Source organism: Brucella sp. NBRC 12953 (assembly GCF_040369775.1).
Lineage (GTDB): Bacteria > Pseudomonadota > Alphaproteobacteria > Rhizobiales > Rhizobiaceae > Brucella > Brucella pseudogrignonensis.
In genome coordinates this window covers 764,799-781,970 of the sequence record NZ_BAABSV010000001.1, presented here as the reverse complement: position 1 = coordinate 781,970, position 17,172 = coordinate 764,799, and the positions used below count along the sequence as shown (strand labels likewise).

Genomic DNA, 17,172 nt, shown 5'->3' with positions numbered 1-17,172 from the left:
ATGAAACTCAACGATCTGCGTGATAAGCCAGGTTCAGTAAAGGCGCGTAAGCGCGTCGGCCGTGGTATCGGCTCCGGCACCGGTAAGACCGCTGGCCGCGGCGTCAAGGGACAGAAGTCCCGTTCTGGCGTAGCGATCAACGGCTTTGAAGGCGGCCAGATGCCAATCTACCGCCGTCTGCCTAAGCGCGGCTTCACCAACATCTTTGCAAAGAGCTTCAACGTTGTTTCGCTCGGCCGTGTTCAGGCTGCGATCGACGCTGGTAAGCTGGATGCAAAGGCAGTTGTGAATAGCGATTCGCTTAAGGCTGCTGGCGTGATTCGTCGCGCTCTGGACGGTGTTCGCGTTCTTGCGGACGGCGAACTGAAGGCAAAGGTAGCCTTCGAGGTTGCTGGTGCTTCCAAGGCTGCGATCGAAAAGATCGAAAAGGCCGGTGGTAGCGTAAAGCTTCCTGAAGCTGCTGCCGAATAAGGCATCGACATAAAAATAAAAAGCGGCGGCCCTTGTGCCGCCGCTTGCACATTTATGCCAATGCGCATATCTGGGTAGGGTCTTCTTGTCCGAAGGGATGCGAGTTGGAAAAACGCGCGTCGATGGGAGTGGGGGACCGGAGACTTTTCACCGGAGAAATTTAATGGCATCGGCTGCTGAACAGCTAGTTTCCAATCTCAATTTTTCGGCTTTCTCTAAAGCTGAAGAACTCAAGAAGCGCATCTGGTTCACACTGGGCGCTTTGCTGGTGTACCGTTTCGGCACCTATATTCCGCTGCCCGGCATCAATCCTGATGCGCTTGCGCAGGCTTTCCAGCAGCATAGCCAGGGTGTGCTCGGACTTTTCAATATGTTCGCCGGTGGTGCGGTTGGCCGTATGGCTATCTTCGCTCTTGGCATCATGCCGTACATCTCTGCCTCGATCATCGTGCAGCTTATGACGTCGGTTGTTCCGACGCTTGAAGCGCTGAAGAAAGAAGGCGAGTCGGGTCGCAAGATTATCAATCAGTATACCCGCTATGGTACGGTGCTTCTTGCAATCGTACAGGCTTATGCCATTTCGGTGGGTCTGCAGTCGGGTAATGGGATTGTCACCAATCCTGGACCGATGTTCCTGATTTCGTCGGTGATTACGCTTGTTGGCGGTACCATGTTCCTGATGTGGCTTGGTGAGCAGATCACTGCTCGCGGCATTGGTAACGGTATTTCGCTCATTATCTTCGCCGGCATTGTTGCAAACCTTCCACATGCTATTTCCGGTACGCTGGAACTAGGTCGTACTGGCGCTCTTTCGACTGGTCTGATCCTCGGCGTTATCGTTCTGGCTATCGCGCTGATCGCTATCATCGTTTTTGTTGAGCGTGCACAGCGTCGTCTTCTGATCCAGTATCCGAAGCGTCAGGTTGGCAATCGCATGTTCCAGGGCGATACTTCGCATCTGCCTCTCAAGCTCAATACGGCTGGCGTTATCCCTCCGATTTTCGCGTCGTCGCTGTTGCTTCTGCCTGCCACCGTTGCTGGCTTCGCAAATACAGCTGAAATGCCGGCTTGGGGCACAACTATTCTCAATGCTCTCGGTCATGGTCAGCCGCTTTACATGCTGTTCTATGCGGGCTTGATGGCATTCTTCTGCTTCTTCTACACGGCTATCGTGTTCAATCCCAAGGACACAGCTGACCAGCTTAAGAAGCACTCCGGCTTTATTCCGGGCATTCGTCCGGGTGAACGTACAGCTGAGTACATAGACTATGTGTTGACACGCATCACTGTTGTCGGCGCCATCTATATTGTGCTTGTCTGTCTTCTGCCGGAATTCCTGATTTCCGCGACCGGTGTACCATTCTATCTTGGCGGTACTTCGCTGTTGATCGTGGTCAGCGTAACGCTCGATACGGTTGCGCAAATTCAGGGACATCTTGTCGCCCATCAGTATGAAGGGCTGATCAAGAAGTCCAAACTCAGAGGTGGGAAACGTAATAAATGAGACTGATACTTCTTGGGCCGCCCGGAGCAGGTAAGGGGACGCAGGCTGGACTTCTTACCAAGAAGCATGGAATACCTCAGCTTTCGACTGGCGACATGCTGCGTGCAGCAGTCGCTCAGCAGAGCGAGATCGGGAAGCGCGCCAAGGCAGTGATGGATGCCGGGCAGCTGGTTTCTGATGAAATCGTCAACCAGATCGTTTCAGAGCGCATTGATGCGCCGGACTGCGCAAGCGGTTTCATTCTGGACGGTTATCCGCGTACTGTGCCTCAGGCGCAGGCCCTCGGCGAAATGCTGGTTGGCAAAGGTCTCAAGCTTGATGCGGTCATCGAGCTTAAGGTTGACGAGAATGCATTGGTCAAGCGGATGGAAAGCCGCGTGGCTGAAACGATTGCCAAGGGTGGTCAGGTTCGTTCCGACGATAACCCTGAAGCCTTCCGTAAGCGTCTCGTTGAATACCGTGAGAAGACTTCGCCTCTTTCCAGCTATTACGCTGGAACCGGTGAACTTCGCGTCATCAATGGTATGGCTCCGGTTGAAGAAGTTACTGCCGAAATTGAGAGAATTCTCGTTCCGGCTTGAGGCTTGAAAAAGTCGTTTAAAAATTGCGGACAGGAAGACGTTTAGCGTTTTTCTGTCCGCTTCTCGCTTTCAAGAGTTGCTTTTAATGTCTGTGCAGTTGCTTTGGCAGCTTTACGGACAGTTAAGAGTTGACTTTTTCGGGCGATTCCGTCAAAGACTGCCCCACTTCAATTGGTTTGAATGGTCGGTTCTGGCGGAAATAGTAAGAGGCCGGGACCGGTCAAACAATGCTGTCTGGTTGATCGCATCTGCCAGATCGATTTTTATGTAACTCAAGGAGAACAGACGTGGCACGTATCGCTGGCGTCAACATCCCGACGAACAAGCGCGTAATCATTGCGCTTCAGTACATCCACGGGATTGGACCTAAATTTGCTCGTCAAATCGTAACGAAGGTCGGCATTGCTGACGATCGTCGCGTAAACCAGCTGTCGGATGCTGAAGTACTTCAGATTCGTGAAGCTATCGATGCTGAATACCGCGTCGAAGGTGACCTGCGTCGTGAAGTTTCCATGAACATCAAGCGTCTGATGGACCTTGGCTGCTACCGCGGTCTGCGTCATCGTCGTTCGCTGCCGGTTCGTGGTCAGCGCACGCATACCAATGCACGCACCCGTAAGGGTCCTGCAAAGGCTATTGCAGGTAAGAAGAAGTAATTTTCGGCAGAACCAATCGTTCTGCCGGGCTTGCCCGATAATCGGGTGGGTTCGGTGCTGGTCCTTTTCATAGGGCCGGTGGAGCCGCTGGAATTACGGCGGTGTCGAGATCGAGTTTTGAGAGGACTATCATGGCTAAGGAAGCCCAGCGTATTCGCCGTCGCGAGCGCAAAAACATCTCGTCGGGCGTTGCCCACGTTAATTCGACGTTCAACAACACCATGATCACCATTACGGATGCACAGGGCAATGCGATTGCCTGGTCTTCTGCAGGTGCTCAGGGTTTCAAGGGTTCGCGTAAGTCGACCCCGTTTGCCGCACAGATCGCTGCTGAAGATTGCGCCAAGAAGGCTCAGGAACATGGCATGCGCTCCCTCGAAGTCGAGGTTTGCGGACCGGGTTCTGGTCGTGAATCTGCGCTGCGCGCCCTTCAGGCTGCCGGCTTTGTGATCACGTCGATCCGCGATGTTACGCCGATCCCGCACAACGGCTGCCGTCCGCGCAAGAAGCGCCGGGTCTAATTTCTTTTATATGCCGCATGAACCTCGGACCATGTGTCCGGGGTTCCTCTACGGTTCTTCACAAGATCGCTACGATTGGATGGTAGCGACGGTTGATAGAGGAAAATAAAATGATCCAGAAGAACTGGCAGGAACTGATTAAGCCGAACAAGGTGGATTTTATCACCAACGGCTCACGCACGCATGCAACCGTCGTTGCTGAACCGCTGGAACGCGGTTTCGGTCTGACGCTCGGTAACGCACTGCGTCGCGTGCTTCTGTCGTCGCTGCGCGGCGCTGCTGTAACCGCCATTCAGATCGATGGCGTTCTGCATGAATTCTCTTCCATTCCGGGCGTCCGCGAAGACACCACGGATATCGTTCTGAACGTCAAGGAAATCGCTATCCGTATGGAAGGCGAAGGCCCAAAGCGCATGGTTGTCCGTAAGGAAGGCCCTGGCGTTGTTACGGCTGGTGACATTCAGACTGTTGGCGATGTCGAGATCCTTAATCCGGATCACGTCATCTGCACGCTGGATGAAGGCGCTGAAATCCGCATGGAATTCACTGTCAACACCGGTAAGGGCTATGTGCCTGCCGACCGTAATCGTGCGGAAGATGCTCCAATCGGCCTTATTCCGGTTGATAGCCTTTATTCGCCGATCCGCAAGGTATCGTACAAGATCGAGAACACCCGTGAAGGTCAGGTTCTTGATTACGACAAGCTGACGCTCAACATCGAAACCAATGGTTCCGTGAGCGGTGAAGATGCAGTTGCTTATGCAGCTCGTATTCTTCAAGACCAGCTGGCGATCTTCGTCAACTTCGAAGAGCCGCAGAAGGAAGCTCCGCAGGAACAGGTTGCGGAACTGGCTTTCAATCCGGCTCTGCTCAAGAAGGTGGACGAGCTCGAACTGTCGGTACGTTCGGCAAACTGCCTGAAGAACGACAACATCGTCTATATCGGCGATCTGATCCAGAAGACGGAAGCCGAGATGCTGCGGACTCCGAATTTCGGCCGCAAGTCGCTCAACGAGATCAAGGAAGTTCTGGCGTCGATGGGTCTCCATCTTGGTATGGAAATCCCAGCCTGGCCGCCTGAAAACATCGAAGATCTCGCTAAGCGCTACGAAGACCAATATTAAGACCGGACGTTTCCGGCAGAACTGAGTTAAAAGGAGAAGGCCATGCGCCACGGTAATGGACAGCGTAAGCTGAACCGCACTGCCTCGCATCGCAAGGCAATGTTCGCCAACATGGCGGCTTCGCTCATCGAGCACGAACAGATTGTGACCACGCTTCCTAAGGCTAAGGAAATCCGTCCAATCGTAGAAAAGCTTGTCACTCTCGGCAAGCGTGGTGACCTGCATGCACGTCGTCAGGCGATTTCCGCCATCCGCGACGTCAAGCTGGTTGCTAAGCTGTTCGATACGCTGGCTGCACGTTATGCAACCCGCAACGGCGGCTACATCCGCATCATGAAGGCAGGCTTCCGCACTGGCGATAATGCGCCACTCGCAGTTGTCGAATTCGTTGAACGCGATGTTGATGCCAAGGGCAAAGCTGACCGCGCACGCGTTGAAGCTGAAGCTGCTGCAGAAGCTGACGCAGCGTAATCTACGCTTCGTACTTATTGAAAAGGGCTGCCTCGTGCGGCCCTTTTTTCGTTTGCAGATAGTTTTTATTGAATTGTTGCGAGGTTAGGAGAAGCGTAACGTAATTCATTACGAAGCTGTAATGCGCTTTGCCATATTCCAGCCCTTTATACTTGGCCTTGTTAGCTCCATATTGCCGATATTAGCTCCGAGGAATCGGATGCGAGATGAGGAAAACTGGAGTTTGCGAATGAATTGGCGGCGTTATGGAATTGCGGGTCTGCTTATCGCGTCGATCAGCACAGTCACTTTGCCTGCGATCGCGCAGGAAACAGCCGTTCCAGCTCAGGGCAAACAGATCCCTCTAAGCCGTGGCGATATGCAGCTTTCCTTCGCGCCTCTGGTGAAGGAAACAGCGCCTGCAGTCGTTAACGTCTACGCCGCGCGTCAGGTGCAGCAGCAGGCATCACCATTTGCAGGCGATCCGTTTTTTGAGCAGTTTTTCGGGAAGCAGTTTGGCGGCGGTGGCAAGTCGCGCACTGAGCAGTCGCTCGGTTCGGGCGTCATCGTTGATGCGTCTGGTATTGTTGTCACAAACAATCACGTCATTAAGGACGCCGACGAAATTAAGGTGGCGCTTTCAGATGGCCGCCAGTTCGAAAGCAAGGTGCTGCTGCGCGATGAAACGACCGATCTTGCGGTGTTGAAGATCGACGCGAATGACAAATTCCCGGTTCTGTCGCTGGGTGATTCGGATGGTGTTGAAGTTGGCGATCTTGTGCTGGCTATCGGCAATCCGTTTGGGGTAGGCCAGACCGTTACCAACGGTATTGTTTCCGCCCAATCTCGTACGCAGGTTGGCGTTTCAGATTTTGACTTCTTCATTCAGACTGATGCCGCTATCAATCCCGGAAATTCGGGCGGCGGTCTGATCGACATGCGTGGACGCCTGATTGGTATCAATACCGCAATTTATTCCCGCTCAGGTGGATCTGTCGGTATCGGATTCGCTATTCCTTCCAATATGGTACGCGCCGTTGTTGATGCCGCACTGAGCGGGAGCACGAGCTTCGAGCGTCCATTTATCGGTGCGACTTTCCAGAACATCACGCCTGACGTTGCTGAAGGTCTCGGCATGGATAAGTCCTTTGGCGTTCTCGTAACAGCCGTCACCAAAGATGGCCCTGCCGAACAAGCTGGCTTGAAAGTTGGCGATGTGGTGCTTTCGGTACAGGGTGTCAGGGCCGATAATATCGATGTGCTCGGTTATCGTCTTTCGACAGCTGGCATCGGCAATACAGTGACGCTGGATATTGTGCGTAACGGTAAGGACAGCAAACTGCCTGTTAAGCTTGCAAAAGAGCCTGAAGCCAAGCCGCAACAGAAGCAGACCATAGAGGGTGATAATCCCTTTGCAGGTGCCGTGGTTGAAGAATTAACACCACAAACGGCTTCAAAAATGCGTCTGCGTGATGGGGCGCGGGGCGTTATTGTGACTGATGTCGTCATTAATTCGCAGGCCGCACGACTTGGTTTGCGTCAACGTGATATTATCAGAGGTATCAATGGTAACCCGATCCGCACGATTAATGATCTGACTGCAGCGCTTAATGATGGCCGAGGTTTGGCCTGGAGACTGGAAGTTGAGCGTAATGGCGCGCTGATCCGACAGTTTGTTCGCTGACCTCATCGCCAAGCATTTAAAGTTGCATGTCGTTTCAGGCGGGACTATGCCTGAGACGACATCTGTTTTTCTGGCATTGAGCGAAGCGAAATGAGCGACCTTTTTTCAACTGCGGTTGATCCGAATGCGGACCGTAACAGGCCACTCGCTGATCGCTTGCGCCCGCGCCACCTTTCGGAAGTGACGGGGCAGGAACACCTGACAGGACCAGAAGGTGTGCTGACACGCATGATCGCGTCCGGCTCGCTCGGCTCGATGATCTTCTGGGGCCCTCCGGGCACTGGCAAGACAACAGTTGCCAGGCTGCTTGCCGGAGAGACTGATTTGGCTTTCGAGCAAATTTCAGCGATTTTCTCCGGTGTTGCTGACCTCAAGAAGGTTTTTGAATCAGCGCGCGCACGACGCATGTCGGGTCGCCAAACACTGCTCTTTGTAGACGAGATTCATCGTTTCAATCGCGCGCAACAGGATAGTTTTCTGCCGGTAATGGAAGACGGCACGGTCATCCTGATTGGCGCTACGACAGAAAACCCTTCGTTTGAACTCAACGCCGCTTTGTTGTCGCGGGCGAGGGTGCTGACTTTTCATCCGCATAATGGCGAAAGCATCGCTACGCTTCTCACGCGTGCAGAAGAACAGGAAGCACGTCCGCTGCCGCTGGACGAAGAAGCACGAGCAAGCCTGGTTCGCATGGCCGATGGTGACGGTCGTGCCGCGCTAACACTTGCAGAAGAAGTATGGCGTGCAGCACGGCCTGACGAGGTGTTTGACGCTGCAAAGCTTCAGGATGTTGTTCAGCGTCGCGCGCCAGTTTATGACAAGGGACAAGACGGCCACTACAATCTGATTTCCGCTTTGCATAAATCGGTGCGGGGATCTGATCCTGATGCCGCTCTTTATTATCTCAGCCGCATGTTCGATGCCGGTGAAGATCCGCTCTATCTTGGGCGTCGTCTTGTCCGCATGGCGGTTGAAGATATTGGCCTGGCTGATCCACAAGCGCTTGTTATCTGCAATGCCGCGAAAGATGCCTATGACTATCTGGGTTCACCCGAGGGGGAACTGGCGCTTGCCCAAGCCTGCGTCTATCTCGCGACAGCACCCAAATCCAATGCGGTTTACATGGCTTATAAGGCTTCGATGCGTGCCGCCAAAGAGAATGGCTCATTGTTGCCGCCGAAGCACATTCTCAACGCGCCGACGAAGCTGATGAAGAATGAAGGCTATGGTGATGGTTATGCTTATGATCATGATCAACCTGACGCATTTTCGGGTCAGGATTACTTCCCGGAAGCCATGGGACGGCAGGTTTTCTATGATCCGCCGGAAAGAGGCTTTGAGCGCGATATTCGCAAGCGGCTTGATTATTGGTCACGCCTAAGGGCCGAACGTCAAACACGCCGTTGAACGGATGGTTCTTGCGTGACGTCAGAGTTGTGCTTCGATGCTCGCTTTATCGAGAACAGACCAGACCTTGCTGATTTTGTTGTCCGAAAACTCATAAAAGACGTTCTCGGAAAAACGGATATTCCTGCCATTTATGGGAAGGCCGAGAAATTGCCCGACAGGCGTGCAATCAAAATCTAATCTGCTTGCGACAACTGGTGGCTCAACAACCAACAAGCCTATCTTAAACTGTAGATCCGGTATCTGTTGATAATCTCGAATGAGCATGTCGCGATATCCGTCAACGCCCAATCTCTGACCATTATGCTGAGCATCTTCAGCCACATAAAGCTTTAACGATGGCCAATCCTGAGCATTAAGACAGGATATATATGCTTCGTAAACTTCACGCAGCTTTTGCACATTCATGAAAGCTCCTCCGTTGTTCTATGCATGAACACACTCTGCATCAGACACGTTTTAACAGCGTTTTTGACTTTAGTCACAATTCGGCCTTCATCCTGCGAGCCGCAGTCAATGTGTAAGCAATTAAGGGTTGTACTCGGTGGCCGTGCTGAGATTGGTTTTACCAATGAATTCAAACGTTCAGCAACCAACGGAAGAGGCTGTAAACATTGTAGTAACCATAAAGAAATCAATGCCTTAGTTTAAGTCCTCTTTAATTTTTACAATTTATCAATTTTTGTAATTGCAATGAGGTTTCCCATGACGCGCGTTTTGCTTCTCGTCGCGCTCGTTATTCTTGGCGGCTGCGCCACTGCTCCACGACAGGTCAGCAATGTTTGCGCAGTCTTTGATCAACGCGACGGTTGGATAAATAATTGGCAGAAAGACGCGACCCGCGCTTCGCGCGAGTTCGGTGTGCCGGTCCATGTTCTAATGGCGACAATTTATACTGAATCCGGATTCCGCCCTTATGCTCGTCCACCGCGTACCAAGCTGCTTGGCTTTATCCCGTGGAAACGTGCTTCGAGCGCCTATGGCTATTCGCAGGCACTGAACGGAACCTGGGATCGCTATAAGCGTGAGACTGGTCGCTGGACCGCTTCTCGCAGCAACTTCGGCGACGCGATCCACTTCATCGGCTGGTATCACAATCAGAGCTATCAGAAGAATGGTATCAATCGGGCTGACGCTTACAGTCTCTATCTCGCGTATTACTCGGGACATGGTGGATATTCCCGTGGAGTCTGGCGCGGCAATGCGACAGCGTTGAACGGTGCGAGACGCGCCCAATCCATGGCCAACCGTTACGCAACTCAGCTGCGTCAATGTGGGCGGATTGGCTAACGCGCGGCGATCAAATGTCGGCAAGCTGTTGTAAACAAGCCAAATTGCGTTCTAAAAGTCGCGGATGGGGATTTAAAGACACCATCCGGCCTTAATCGAAGCTATCATTCGCGACGAATCGACAATTGAGGATTACCAATACATGCTGAAGAAAATCGGGATTGCCCTAATTGGTGCCACATTTCTGGCAGGCTGCACCACCGATCCTTATACCGGTGAACAGAAGGTATCAAACACCGCCGGTGGCGCTGCAATCGGTGCCGCTGTTGGTGCGCTTGGCGGCCTCATGGTCGGCGGCTCCAGCCGCGCTCAGCGCAATGCAGTCCTGATCGGCGCCGGTATTGGTGCTTTGGGTGGCGGCGCAATCGGCAATTACATGGATCGTCAGGAATCCGAACTGCGCAATCAGCTGCAGGGCACTGGCGTTTCAGTTACGCGTAATGGCGACCAGATTATCCTGAACATGCCTTCAGCCATTACCTTCGATACAGATCAGGATCAGGTTAAGAGCCAGTTCTACCCAACGCTGAACTCGGTTGCGATTGTTCTGCGTAAGTTCAACCAGACTCTTGTTGACGTTCTCGGTCACACTGACTCGACCGGTAGTGCTAGCTACAATCAAGGTCTCTCGCAGCGCCGTGCGTCGTCTGTTGCAAGCTATCTGGGTTCGCAGGGTATCGATCCACGTCGCTTTGCGGTTATCGGTTACGGCGCTAGCCAGCCAGTTGCGACCAATGCGACGCCGGATGGCCGCGCGCAGAACCGCCGCGTTGAAATTCAGATTTCGCCGCTTCGTGGCGCAAGCTGATAAATCAAGAATCAGTCAGATTCTTTTTCAGCGCAGTCCTTCGGAAGAAGGGCTGCGTTTTGTATTTTGAAGAATCGTGTATCAAAAACTTCAGTTTTTCTTAACTAATGCGTGGATAGCGATTCACATTTGCCATTTCTAATATTATAGAACAATAATAGAACAAAAAAATTATACCTATCTAAATCAATTGCTTGACTAGGTTGCTAAATTGGAACAAAACGGATACAAATAGATATTGGCGATGAGCCCTATGGGCTTCTAGCGAGGCAAGAGGATGGTGTAAGATGTCTCAGAAATCATTGCGACTCGTTGAGGAAAATTCAGTGGACAAGACTAAGGCACTTGATGCGGCGCTGTCGCAAATTGAACGTGCGTTCGGCAAGGGCTCAATCATGCGGCTCGGTCAGAACGAGGTCGTCGATATTGAGACTGTGCCAACCGGCTCGCTTTCTCTCGATATCGCATTGGGCGTCGGCGGTCTGCCCAAGGGACGTATCGTAGAAATCTATGGCCCGGAAAGTTCGGGTAAAACCACTCTCGCACTGCATACGATTGCAGAAGCACAGAAGAAGGGTGGTATTTGCGCATTCGTGGATGCGGAACACGCACTTGATCCGGTATATGCCCGCAAGCTTGGCGTTGATCTTGAAAACCTGCTGATTTCTCAGCCTGATACTGGCGAACAGGCACTTGAAATCACGGATACGCTTGTGCGTTCCGGTGCTATCGATGTTCTGGTTGTCGACTCGGTTGCTGCTCTTACGCCGCGTGCTGAAATTGAAGGCGAAATGGGCGATTCTTTGCCGGGCCTTCAGGCGCGTCTGATGAGCCAGGCTCTGCGCAAGCTCACCGCTTCGATTTCGCGTTCAAACTGCATGGTCATCTTCATCAACCAGATTCGTATGAAGATCGGCGTTATGTTCGGTTCGCCTGAAACAACGACCGGCGGTAATGCACTGAAGTTCTATGCTTCTGTACGTCTTGATATTCGCCGTATTGGTTCGATCAAGGAACGTGACGAGGTCGTTGGTAACCAGACTCGCGTGAAGGTGGTCAAGAACAAGCTTGCCCCTCCATTCAAGCAGGTCGAGTTCGACATCATGTATGGTGCAGGTGTTTCCAAGACTGGTGAGCTGGTCGACCTTGGCGTTAAAGCCGGTGTGGTCGAGAAGTCTGGCGCATGGTTCTCCTATAATTCCCAGCGTCTCGGGCAGGGCCGCGAAAACGCCAAGCAGTACCTCAAGGATAATCCGGAAGTCGCGAAAGAAATCGAAACGACACTCCGTCAGAACGCCGGCTTGATCGCCGAGCAATTCCTTGAAGATGGTGGTCCGGAAGCGGATGACGGTCCAGACGCAGCCGAAGCATAAGTTTCCTGGCTCTATAATTTGACAAAAGCCCCGCACGAAAATGCGGGGCTTTTGTTTTTGAGCTGGGGCGCATCGCGTCAGACATTACGCGCAGCATTTACGGTGAAGCCGAATTATTGGTTCTCCTATGGTTCAACACTGTTGCATAGATGCCGTTTTCTAGGTTTCCGGGCGAAATTGCTTTTATAGCGCACACTGCTTATCTGGACAGAAAAGCAGCACGCCGCTAAAAGCGGACAACCGAAACTCTACCTTACGGGCTTTCCATTATCGGGTAGTCGAAGCGTGGCGGCAAAATGTGCCGTATATCGCCGCATTCCTGCGGGTGGAGATTATATAATTGATGCGTATTTTTTTGCGCATCTCATGCAGGGCAGAAAATGTCCAAGGGTGAATTATGGCTGGCGTCAACGAGATAAGGTCCACATTCCTCGACTATTTCCGCAAAAACGGACATGAAGTCGTTTCATCAAGCCCGCTCGTTCCTCGTAACGACCCGACGCTGATGTTCACCAATGCGGGTATGGTGCAGTTCAAGAACGTTTTTACTTGTCTTGAGCAGCGCCCTTACAGCCGCGCGACCACTTCGCAGAAATGCGTACGCGCTGGCGGCAAGCATAACGATCTGGATAATGTGGGCTATACAGCACGCCACCACACTTTCTTTGAAATGCTCGGCAATTTCTCGTTTGGTGATTACTTCAAGGAAGAAGCGATCAGCCATGCCTGGAACCTGATCACCAAGGAATTTGGCCTTAACAAGGACAAGCTGCTCGTCACCGTCTATCACACGGATGATGATGCTGCGAATTTCTGGAAGAAGATTGCCGGTCTTTCGGATGATCGTATCATCCGCATTGCAACGAATGACAACTTCTGGGCTATGGGTGATACCGGGCCTTGCGGTCCTTGCTCGGAAATCTTCTATGATCATGGCGATCATATTTGGGGTGGACCTCCCGGATCAGCTGATGAAGACGGCGATCGTTTCATTGAAATCTGGAACCTCGTTTTCATGCAGTTCGAGCAGGTTACTCCTGATCAGCGCATTGATCTTCCACGCCCGTCGATTGACACAGGCATGGGCCTTGAGCGTGTTGCGGCCGTCCTTCAGGGCGTGCACGATAACTACGATATCGATCTGTTTAAGGCGCTTATCCGTGCTTCGGAAGAAGCAACAGGCGTTAAGGCTGAAGGCGATTTCCGCGCCAGCCATCGCGTGATTGCCGATCATCTGCGTGCATCGAGCTTCTTGATTGCCGACGGCGTTCTGCCGTCTAATGAAGGTCGCGGTTATGTTCTGCGCCGCATCATGCGTCGCGCTATGCGCCATGCGCAGCTGCTTGGCGCGAGCCAGCCATTGATGTGGCGTCTGCTGCCAGCGCTGATCCGCGAAATGGGCCAGGCCTACCCGGAACTCATCCGCGCAGAAGCGCTTATTTCCGAAACGCTCAAGCTGGAGGAAACCCGTTTCCGCAAGACGTTGGAACGCGGCCTCGGCCTGCTTTCCGATGCTTCGGAAAACTTGGTTGAAGGTGATCGTCTTGATGGCGAAACCGCGTTCAAACTTTACGATACCTATGGTTTCCCGCTTGATCTGACGCAGGACGCTTTGCGCCAGCGCGGCGTGACGGTCGATACTGATGGTTTCAATTCCGCTATGCAGCGCCAAAAGGCCGAAGCTCGTGCCAACTGGACCGGTTCGGGCGAGGCTGCAACCGAAACCATCTGGTTCGGCATCAAGGATAAGGTCGGCGCGACCGAGTTCCTCGGCTATGAAACCGAAAGTGCGGAAGGTGTTATTGCTGCCCTCGTGCGTGATGGCGCAGAAGTGGCATCGGCTGCCGAAGGCGAAACCGTGTCCGTCGTAGTCAACCAGACGCCATTCTACGGTGAATCTGGTGGTCAGCAGGGCGATACCGGAACAATCTCCGGCGAAGGCTTTGTCATCACGATCAAAGACACCCAGAAGAAGGGTGAAGGCCTCTTCGTTCACACCGGCGAAGTTACCAAGGGTTCGGCAAAGGTTGGTGAACCGGTTGAGTTAAAGGTTGATGGAGAGCGTCGCACGCGCATCCGTTCCAATCACTCGGCCACTCACCTCTTGCATGAAGCGCTGCGTGAAACTTTGGGTTCTCACGTTGCACAGAAGGGTTCGCTCGTCGCGCCTGATCGTCTGCGCTTTGACTTCTCGCACCCAAAGCCGATTTCGGCTGAGGAACTGACAGCTGTTGAAAATCTCGCCAACGAGATCATTCTGCAGAATGCACAAGTCACCACGCGCTTGATGGCTGTGGATGATGCGATTGCCGAAGGTGCGATGGCGCTTTTTGGCGAAAAATACGGCGATGAAGTCCGCGTCGTTTCCATGGGCACGGCGAAGCACGGCGAAAAGGCCGGTAAGGCTTACTCGGTTGAGCTTTGTGGTGGTACGCATGTGCGCCAGACCGGTGATATAGGTCTCGTTCGCATTCTATCTGATAGCGGTGTTGCCGCCGGTGTCCGTCGTATGGAAGCTCTGACGGGTGAGGCGGCTCGCCTTTACCTCGAAGAACAGGACGAGCGCGTCAAGGCAATCGCCGGCGTGCTGAAAACCACGCCATCGGAAGCACTGGAGCGCGTCAATGCTCTGGTTGATGAGCGCAAGAAACTCGAACGAGAACTTACCGAAGCACGCAGACAGCTTGCGTTGAGCGGTGGTTCTTCGGACGGTGGTAGCGCTGTGGAAACCGTCAACGGTGTCAATTTCCTTGGCAAGGTTGTGACAGGTGTCTCGCCGCGTGATCTCAAGCCGCTTGCCGACGAAGGCAAGAAGCAGGTTGGCTCTGGTGTTGTCCTCTTCATCGGTGTTGGTGAAGATGGCAAGGCAAGCGCAGTTGCTGCTGTGACCGAAGATCTGGTTGGTAGGTTCAGTGCAGTTGATCTGGTTCGCGCTGCTTCTGGTGCGCTCGGTGGCGCTGGCGGCGGCGGTCGTCCGGATATGGCTCAGGCCGGTGGTCCCGATGGCACCAAGGCAAATGATGCAATCGCAGCGGTTAAAGCGCTTATCGTCTGATAAATTTCTTATAAGAATGAAAAGGCCGGGATTTTCCCGGCCTATTTTATGCTGCGTGAATCTTGCGGCTATCGTCAGGAGCTTCTTCGCGTTGATCGAGCCCGTAATCGCGAGCGACATTCGCAACACGTAGACGGTAGTTTTCAAACACACCGCCGCGCCCTTTCGTCTGTGCGATCCGATGTGTTGGCAGATTACGCCACTGCTTTACGGCATCTTCGTCACGCCAGAAGGAGAGAGACAGCAGCTTTTCTGGCTCAACCAGGCTTTGAAAGCGTTCAATGGATATGAAGCCGTCAATTTTTGCCAAATCGGCGCGCAGGCTTGCGGCGATATCGAGATACTGCTCGCGCCTTTCATCATCTGCTGGCCAGACTTCAAAGATGACAGCGATCATGGCTTGATAAACTCCGCATGTGGAGCTGATTGAAGCTTAAGAAATATGCGCTCTTCAGACCGGATGAATTGCTCTCGCTTCGCGAATTCATAGTTTGCCCGGCCGATTGGGTCTGCGGCCAGACGTGCGCGAAACTGTTCATAGGCAGCAAGGTCTTCGACTGAATAAACACCATAAGCGGTTGTGGTGGAGCCCTCATGCGGGCCGAAATAGCCAATCAGCTTCGCGCCACAACGTGGGCTTGCCTGTCCCCAATTGCGTGCATATTCCGCGAAAGCATCGGCTTTGAACGGGTCGATTTGATAGCGGATGAAGCAGGTAATCATTCTTATCTCCTGAAATTGGCTGATTTGCTGGAGATGTTTTAGCGTATTGAACTTCATCCATGCTTCGGTTAGCATCGAAGTATGAAAGACGGACCGATCATAGCTTCTGTTGCAGCACTTTTGGGTGATCCGGCGCGCGCAAACATGCTGACTGCGCTGATGGACGGTCGTGCTTTGACGGTAAGCGAACTTGCCGCCGCCGCAGGCGTGACACTTCAGACAGCTAGCGGTCATCTTTCCAAGCTTGATGCTGCCAATTTGCTGGTGGCTGAGAAGCAGGGCAGGCATCGTTATTTCAGGCTATCAGGTACGGATGTGGCGCAGGTGCTCGAAGGGCTTATGGGGCTTGCACAGCGAACCGGCGCCGTGCGTGTTCGCACTGGCCCGAAAGATCATGCGCTGCGTAAGGCGCGGATTTGTTACGATCATCTGGCGGGCGAGCGCGGCGTGGAAATGCTTGATGCATCGTATAAGCTCGGTATGATCAATGATGCCAACGAGCCACTGCTTACTGATGAAGGAAAGTCATTCTTCTCTTGCATGGGCATCGATGTTGATACGCTGCAAAAGGGCAAACGGCCACTGTGCCGTCATTGTCTAGACTGGAGTGAGAGACGCAACCACTTGGGCGGTGCGCTCGGTGCAGCGCTTCTGAAAAACTTCATCGATAAAGGTTGGGCGCGTCGGGAGGAAGGTCGTGTTATTGCCTTCTCACTCAATGGCGCCCAGGCCTTTGCTAAGGCTTTTCAGCTTTAGAGCGGTTCCAGTTAATATTGAATCATTGAAACCTCTCTATCTATTTGTTTTTATAGCATTATCCCGCGCAAAGCCGCTTCGCCCTTTTGGTGGAAATGCTTTAACTAATGTTTTGAAGCCGCTGCGGCTGCGGCGGCATCATCCAGGTCATTGGCACGTTTCATCGCAGGGCGATCTTTCAGACGATCCCAATAAGCCTTAAAGGCAGGCTTCGCTGGCAAGGTGCCAAAGCGCAAACCCCATCCGATATGTGAGCCGACATAGACATCAGCCGCATTAAAGCGTGATCCGGTGATGTAGGTATGGCGTGACACTGCATTTTCAAGCGTACTAACAACCGTATCGTAATTGCCATAGCCGACCATACCCTGCTTGTCGGCTGGCACTTCATAACCCAGCGCGTGGTTGGACAGAGCGGCTTCGACCGGGCCAGATGTGAAGAAAAGCCAGCGATAGAAATCGGCGCGCTCGTCCGGATGCGGGGCAAGACCAGATTCAGGGAAGGTGGTCGCAAGATAGGCACAGATGGCTGCTACTTCCGTGACGATGTCGTTGCCATGACGAAGGGCAGGCACTTTGCCCATCGGATTGATGGCGCAATAGTCTGGCCCTTTCATGGGTGGGCCGTAATCCAGTATTTCAACATCATAGGGTTGCCCGATCTCTTCGAGCATCCAGCGTGCAATGCGTCCGCGTGACATGGGATTGGTGTAAAGCTTCAGATCGCTCATTGCTGATCCTCCCTGCAAACTCTGAGCAAGGATGCTCT

At 53.0% G+C, this 17,172-nt stretch carries 18 protein-coding genes; 14 read left to right on the top strand and 4 right to left on the bottom strand.

Annotated features, from left to right (window positions below; translation table 11 throughout):
* The 9 genes from rplO to ABWV94_RS03770 all read left to right on the top strand — a co-directional run bounded on the left by rplO (position 1) and on the right by ABWV94_RS03770 (position 8,398).
* Entirely contained in the window at positions 1-471 is a 471-nt protein-coding gene (gene rplO / locus ABWV94_RS03810; RefSeq protein WP_064320720.1) for a 50S ribosomal protein L15, read from the top strand.
* A 163-nt stretch (positions 472-634) separates the two neighbouring features.
* Positions 635-1,975: a preprotein translocase subunit SecY gene (gene secY, locus ABWV94_RS03805; protein ID WP_007875310.1), complete on the top strand. Its 1,341-nt coding sequence runs from the start codon at positions 635-637 to the stop codon at positions 1,973-1,975.
* A complete protein-coding gene (locus tag ABWV94_RS03800) occupies positions 1,972-2,556 on the top strand; it encodes an adenylate kinase (RefSeq protein ID WP_007875309.1) in 585 nt (194 codons plus the stop codon). The genes secY and ABWV94_RS03800 overlap by 4 nt, the downstream gene beginning before the upstream one ends.
* A 287-nt stretch (positions 2,557-2,843) precedes the next feature.
* Positions 2,844-3,212 carry a 30S ribosomal protein S13 gene (gene rpsM, locus ABWV94_RS03795; RefSeq protein ID WP_064320719.1) on the top strand — a complete coding sequence of 123 codons (369 nt, stop codon included), beginning with the start codon at positions 2,844-2,846 and terminating at the stop codon, positions 3,210-3,212.
* A 131-nt stretch (positions 3,213-3,343) separates the two neighbouring features.
* Positions 3,344-3,733, top strand: a complete 390-nt coding sequence (rpsK, locus tag ABWV94_RS03790; RefSeq protein WP_024897028.1) for a 30S ribosomal protein S11 — start codon at positions 3,344-3,346, stop codon at positions 3,731-3,733.
* Positions 3,734-3,843: 110 nt separating this feature from the next.
* Positions 3,844-4,857: a DNA-directed RNA polymerase subunit alpha gene (locus ABWV94_RS03785; RefSeq protein WP_007875304.1), complete on the top strand. Its 1,014-nt coding sequence runs from the start codon at positions 3,844-3,846 to the stop codon at positions 4,855-4,857.
* Between the two features lie 42 nt (positions 4,858-4,899).
* Entirely contained in the window at positions 4,900-5,328 is a 429-nt protein-coding gene (gene rplQ, locus ABWV94_RS03780; protein ID WP_007875302.1) for a 50S ribosomal protein L17, read from the top strand.
* A gap of 229 nt (positions 5,329-5,557) precedes the next feature.
* Positions 5,558-6,991 (top strand): DegQ family serine endoprotease, encoded by a 1,434-nt coding sequence (locus tag ABWV94_RS03775; protein WP_113498522.1) that lies wholly within the window; start codon positions 5,558-5,560, stop codon positions 6,989-6,991.
* Between the two features lie 90 nt (positions 6,992-7,081).
* Entirely contained in the window at positions 7,082-8,398 is a 1,317-nt protein-coding gene (locus tag ABWV94_RS03770; protein WP_105518646.1) for a replication-associated recombination protein A, read from the top strand.
* A gap of 21 nt (positions 8,399-8,419) precedes the next feature.
* On the opposite strand, the gene ABWV94_RS03765 is transcribed toward ABWV94_RS03770, so the two are convergent.
* Positions 8,420-8,806, bottom strand: coding sequence for an ester cyclase (locus tag ABWV94_RS03765; protein ID WP_007875297.1), 387 nt, complete (start codon positions 8,804-8,806; stop codon positions 8,420-8,422).
* A gap of 297 nt (positions 8,807-9,103) precedes the next feature.
* On the opposite strand from ABWV94_RS03765, the gene ABWV94_RS03760 reads away from it, so the two are divergent.
* The 4 genes from ABWV94_RS03760 to alaS all read left to right on the top strand — a co-directional run bounded on the left by ABWV94_RS03760 (position 9,104) and on the right by alaS (position 14,924).
* Positions 9,104-9,688: a transglycosylase SLT domain-containing protein gene (locus ABWV94_RS03760; protein ID WP_007875296.1), complete on the top strand. Its 585-nt coding sequence runs from the start codon at positions 9,104-9,106 to the stop codon at positions 9,686-9,688.
* Between the two features lie 142 nt (positions 9,689-9,830).
* Positions 9,831-10,496, top strand: a complete 666-nt coding sequence (locus tag ABWV94_RS03755; RefSeq protein ID WP_064320715.1) for a YiaD family glycine zipper/OmpA-like lipoprotein — start codon at positions 9,831-9,833, stop codon at positions 10,494-10,496.
* Between the two features lie 287 nt (positions 10,497-10,783).
* A complete protein-coding gene (gene recA / locus ABWV94_RS03750) occupies positions 10,784-11,869 on the top strand; it encodes a recombinase RecA (RefSeq protein ID WP_064320714.1) in 1,086 nt (361 codons plus the stop codon).
* Between the two features lie 397 nt (positions 11,870-12,266).
* Entirely contained in the window at positions 12,267-14,924 is a 2,658-nt protein-coding gene (gene alaS / locus ABWV94_RS03745) for an alanine--tRNA ligase (protein ID WP_113498520.1), read from the top strand.
* Between the two features lie 46 nt (positions 14,925-14,970).
* Here the strand turns inward: alaS and ABWV94_RS03740 are convergent, their stop codons facing one another.
* Complete coding sequence (locus ABWV94_RS03740; protein ID WP_064320712.1) at positions 14,971-15,321, bottom strand: antibiotic biosynthesis monooxygenase family protein; 351 nt, start codon at positions 15,319-15,321, stop codon at positions 14,971-14,973.
* Positions 15,318-15,647 carry an NIPSNAP family protein gene (locus ABWV94_RS03735; protein ID WP_079211981.1) on the bottom strand — a complete coding sequence of 110 codons (330 nt, stop codon included), beginning with the start codon at positions 15,645-15,647 and terminating at the stop codon, positions 15,318-15,320. Before ABWV94_RS03735 ends, ABWV94_RS03740 begins: the two co-directional genes overlap by 4 nt.
* A gap of 81 nt (positions 15,648-15,728) precedes the next feature.
* Between ABWV94_RS03735 and ABWV94_RS03730 the strand changes: the two genes are divergently transcribed.
* Positions 15,729-16,403, top strand: a complete 675-nt coding sequence (locus ABWV94_RS03730) for an ArsR/SmtB family transcription factor (protein ID WP_113498518.1) — start codon at positions 15,729-15,731, stop codon at positions 16,401-16,403.
* A 104-nt stretch (positions 16,404-16,507) separates the two neighbouring features.
* On the opposite strand, the gene ABWV94_RS03725 is transcribed toward ABWV94_RS03730, so the two are convergent.
* Positions 16,508-17,134, bottom strand: coding sequence for a glutathione S-transferase family protein (locus ABWV94_RS03725; protein ID WP_079211979.1), 627 nt, complete (start codon positions 17,132-17,134; stop codon positions 16,508-16,510).
* Between the last annotated feature and the right edge of the window lie 38 nt (positions 17,135-17,172).

Bases quoted from the DNA above. Each gene is read 5' to 3' on its own strand.
- rplO (WP_064320720.1), top strand. From the start codon at position 1: ATGAAACTCAACGATCTGCGTGATAAGCCAGGTTCAGTAAAGGCGCGT.
- secY (WP_007875310.1), top strand. From the start codon at position 635: ATGGCATCGGCTGCTGAACAGCTAGTTTCCAATCTCAATTTTTCGGCT.
- ABWV94_RS03800 (WP_007875309.1), top strand. From the start codon at position 1,972: ATGAGACTGATACTTCTTGGGCCGCCCGGAGCAGGTAAGGGGACGCAG.
- rpsK (WP_024897028.1), top strand. From the start codon at position 3,344: ATGGCTAAGGAAGCCCAGCGTATTCGCCGTCGCGAGCGCAAAAACATC.
- ABWV94_RS03785 (WP_007875304.1), top strand. From the start codon at position 3,844: ATGATCCAGAAGAACTGGCAGGAACTGATTAAGCCGAACAAGGTGGAT.
- rplQ (WP_007875302.1), top strand. From the start codon at position 4,900: ATGCGCCACGGTAATGGACAGCGTAAGCTGAACCGCACTGCCTCGCAT.
- ABWV94_RS03775 (WP_113498522.1), top strand. From the start codon at position 5,558: ATGAATTGGCGGCGTTATGGAATTGCGGGTCTGCTTATCGCGTCGATC.
- ABWV94_RS03770 (WP_105518646.1), top strand. From the start codon at position 7,082: ATGAGCGACCTTTTTTCAACTGCGGTTGATCCGAATGCGGACCGTAAC.
- ABWV94_RS03765 (WP_007875297.1), bottom strand. From the start codon at position 8,806: ATGAATGTGCAAAAGCTGCGTGAAGTTTACGAAGCATATATATCCTGT.
- ABWV94_RS03760 (WP_007875296.1), top strand. From the start codon at position 9,104: ATGACGCGCGTTTTGCTTCTCGTCGCGCTCGTTATTCTTGGCGGCTGC.
- ABWV94_RS03755 (WP_064320715.1), top strand. From the start codon at position 9,831: ATGCTGAAGAAAATCGGGATTGCCCTAATTGGTGCCACATTTCTGGCA.
- recA (WP_064320714.1), top strand. From the start codon at position 10,784: ATGTCTCAGAAATCATTGCGACTCGTTGAGGAAAATTCAGTGGACAAG.
- alaS (WP_113498520.1), top strand. From the start codon at position 12,267: ATGGCTGGCGTCAACGAGATAAGGTCCACATTCCTCGACTATTTCCGC.
- ABWV94_RS03740 (WP_064320712.1), bottom strand. From the start codon at position 15,321: ATGATCGCTGTCATCTTTGAAGTCTGGCCAGCAGATGATGAAAGGCGC.
- ABWV94_RS03735 (WP_079211981.1), bottom strand. From the start codon at position 15,647: ATGATTACCTGCTTCATCCGCTATCAAATCGACCCGTTCAAAGCCGAT.
- ABWV94_RS03730 (WP_113498518.1), top strand. From the start codon at position 15,729: ATGAAAGACGGACCGATCATAGCTTCTGTTGCAGCACTTTTGGGTGAT.
- ABWV94_RS03725 (WP_079211979.1), bottom strand. From the start codon at position 17,134: ATGAGCGATCTGAAGCTTTACACCAATCCCATGTCACGCGGACGCATT.